Here is a 2715-nt window from a genome sequence, read left to right on the forward strand (position 1 = left end):
GCTCTCGGCCAGCAGCTCGGACAGACCACGGCGATGATGATTGAGCGCAATCTGAACATATCGCCCACGCTGATTATCCGGCCCGGCTTCCGCTTCAATGTGGTCGTCGTGAAAGACCTCACATTTTCAAAGCCTTACCGCTCATTCGATTATTGACGCCAGATGAAAGGGAGCAAGCAAAATGAAGTCTCGAATTTTAGCCGCTAAAATTTCTTTGGCGATCACTCTCGCGCTGGCGGCCCCGTCCGCCAATGCGCAAATCTCGGTTATCGACGTTGCGAACGTCCGCCAGACAACCGTTTCCGCGCTGCAAAACGTCGCCACGGTGGCGAAGCAAATCCAGCAGTATCAGACGCAGCTACAGCAATACCAAAATATGATTCAGAACACGGTCGGCGCGCCGGTCCAGCTCTGGCAGCAGGCTACGCAAACGATCGACAGCCTCCAAGGGCAGGTCAATCAAATCAGCTCGTTCGCTCGTCAAGCTGGCGACGTGAACACCTACATGAATCAATTCAAAAATCCGTCTTACTATCAGACCAATGCTTGCACGTTCGGGAACTGCACGGCGGCGCAGCGCGCGGCGGCTCTGTCCGCTACTCGCGCCCGCACGACAAGCCAGATGGCCGCAAATGCCGACGCTATGAACGGCATCAACAGCGCCATGACAACGCTTGCGTCTGACGGCCAGCGCCTCGACCAGTTGCAGGCCAATGCCACGGGTGCGAGCGGGCAAATGCAAGCCCTGTCCTACGCCAATCAATTTGCGGCCCAACAAGCCAGTGAGTTGCAGAAAATTCGCGGCGTCCTGCTCGCGCAAAGCGCCGCGCTGACGGCTCAATCGCAATATCAGCTCGATCGCGATGCTGCGGCAACAGAGGCATCGGCCGCAATGCGGAAAACCAAACCGACGCCGATCGGAACCTATCAGAATTAAGGAAAGCCCATGCCGAAATTGCGTCAACTTATCGCCGCGTCCTGCTGCACCGCTACACTTCTTCTCGCGGCCTGCGGCAAGTCCGAACCGAAAACGATGCTCTATTACTCTCAACACCTAGACGAAGCCCGCGAGAAGGTCGCCCGATGCAAATCCGGCGTCGAAACCGACGCGGAGTGCCAAGAAGCGGGCAGCGCACTAGCGCACGAAACCAAGCCGACGCCGATCGGAACCTATCAGAATTGAGGATAGCACTATGAAGGCTCTGGCTCGCCTACACCTGTCCGCCTTGGGGGTGGCGCTCACGCTCGCCGCGACTCCCGCCTATGCGCAATCGCAAGGTATGCTCGATAATGTTCTGAACAAATATAAGAGCATGGCGGCGGCGTGGGCGAGCGTCTTCACAACGCACGCGACAATTCTATTCGGCACACTAGCGGCGGTCAGCCTCATTTGGACGTTCGGGGTAATGGCGTTGCGCCGCGCCGATCTTGGCGAATTTGCTTCGGAAGCAATTCGCTTCGCCATCTTCTGCGGCTTCTTCTGGTGGCTGCTCATCAACGGCCCGGCGATCGGCTTGGCGATCATTGAAGGGCTGCGCTCGTTGGGTGCGCAGGCATCCGGCCTGCCTAACAATCTCGCGCCATCGGGTATTGTGGACATTGGTTTCGACATTTTCCGCCAAGCTGTCGAAGCGTCCAGCGTCCTAACTCCGGTCGATTCCGCTCTTTCTATCTTGGTTTCGCTGGGCATCCTGATTGTTTTGGCTCTCGTCGGCGTGAATATGCTGCTGCTGTTGGCCTCCGGCTATGTCCTCGCCTATGCCGGGGTTATCTTTTTGGGCTTCGGCGGCGCGCGGTGGACCAGCGATATTGCGCTGAACTATTTCAAAACGGTGGTCGCGGTGGGCGCGTCCCTGATGACGATGGTTCTTATCGTCGGCGTCGGCAAAACCTTCCTTGACCAATATTATGCCGCAACGGGCGAGGGTTCGTCTCTCCAAGATTTAGGGACCATGCTTGTCTTCGCGGTCGTCCTTCTGGCGCTCGTAAACAAGGTTCCCGCGATGGTCGGGGGCGTTATAAGCGGCGGCTCGATCCACGCGGCGGGCGGTATCGGAGCCTTTGGGGCAGGGGCCGCGCTGGGTGCTGCCGGGATGGCCGCTGGGGCGGCGGCCACGGGTGGAGCTATGATCGCTGCTGGCGCGATGAACGCTGCGGGTGGAGCCAGCGCGATCAAGGCCGCCTTCGCTGCCGCTGGTGGGAGCGGTGGTGAAGGCGGCCAAACCGGCATGGGAGGCGGGCAACCGCTTTCGTCGGCGGGCGACATGCCGGGAGGCGGCGATAACGGCGGCGGCGGTGGCGGTGGGGGCGGCGGCACGCCCCTTAGCGTCGCTATGGGCGGCGATGGCGGTTCCCCCCCGGCCAATGACAACAGCGGCCTTCAAGGCGGCTCGGAAGCCGCCAGCGCGGGCGGTGGCACGGCTGCAAGCGCCGCTGCGGGTAGCGAGGCGGCCGATCGTGAAGACGGCAACGGCGGCGGCGCTGCCGGTGGCTCGCCTGCGGGGGAGGGGGAGGCCAGCTCCGCCAGCTCGCAAGGTGAAGGCGCGCCCGAAAGTGGCGACACTGGCGGCACGCAACGCACCGGCCTTAGCCGTGCGGCGAAAACCGCAAGCATCCTCGGCGGCGCTGCCGCTGGTATGGCGGTGGGCGCTTTGAAAGAGCGGGTGGGAAATACGGTGGGGGGGGGGGGGGGGGGGGGGGGGGGCGGGGGCGCGG

4 protein-coding genes are annotated in these 2715 nt (G+C 61.8%); all 4 read left to right on the forward strand.

Features of this window, described 5'->3' with window-relative positions; all coding sequences use genetic code 11:
- On the forward strand, window positions 1-156 hold a 156-nt coding region (locus SPHV1_RS26085; protein WP_369817857.1), incomplete at its 5' end, for a TrbI/VirB10 family protein.
- Window positions 157-181: 25 nt separating this feature from the next.
- Complete coding sequence (gene trbJ, locus SPHV1_RS02405; protein WP_022675885.1) at window positions 182-937, forward strand: P-type conjugative transfer protein TrbJ; 756 nt, start codon at window positions 182-184, stop codon at window positions 935-937.
- Window positions 938-946: 9 nt separating this feature from the next.
- On the forward strand, window positions 947-1183 hold the full coding sequence (locus tag SPHV1_RS02410; protein ID WP_054944502.1) for an EexN family lipoprotein: 237 nt from the start codon (window positions 947-949) through the stop codon (window positions 1181-1183).
- Between the two features lie 10 nt (window positions 1184-1193).
- Window positions 1194-2715 (forward strand): P-type conjugative transfer protein TrbL (gene trbL / locus SPHV1_RS25950; RefSeq protein WP_054944503.1); only part of this gene is annotated, 1522 nt, incomplete at its 3' end.

The sequence above is a fragment of the Novosphingobium sp. KN65.2 genome (genome assembly GCF_001368935.1).
GTDB classification, from domain to species: Bacteria; Pseudomonadota; Alphaproteobacteria; order Sphingomonadales; family Sphingomonadaceae; genus Novosphingobium; species Novosphingobium mathurense.

Bases quoted from the DNA above. Each gene is read 5' to 3' on its own strand.
- trbJ (WP_022675885.1), top strand. From the start codon at position 182: ATGAAGTCTCGAATTTTAGCCGCTAAAATTTCTTTGGCGATCACTCTC.
- SPHV1_RS02410 (WP_054944502.1), top strand. From the start codon at position 947: ATGCCGAAATTGCGTCAACTTATCGCCGCGTCCTGCTGCACCGCTACA.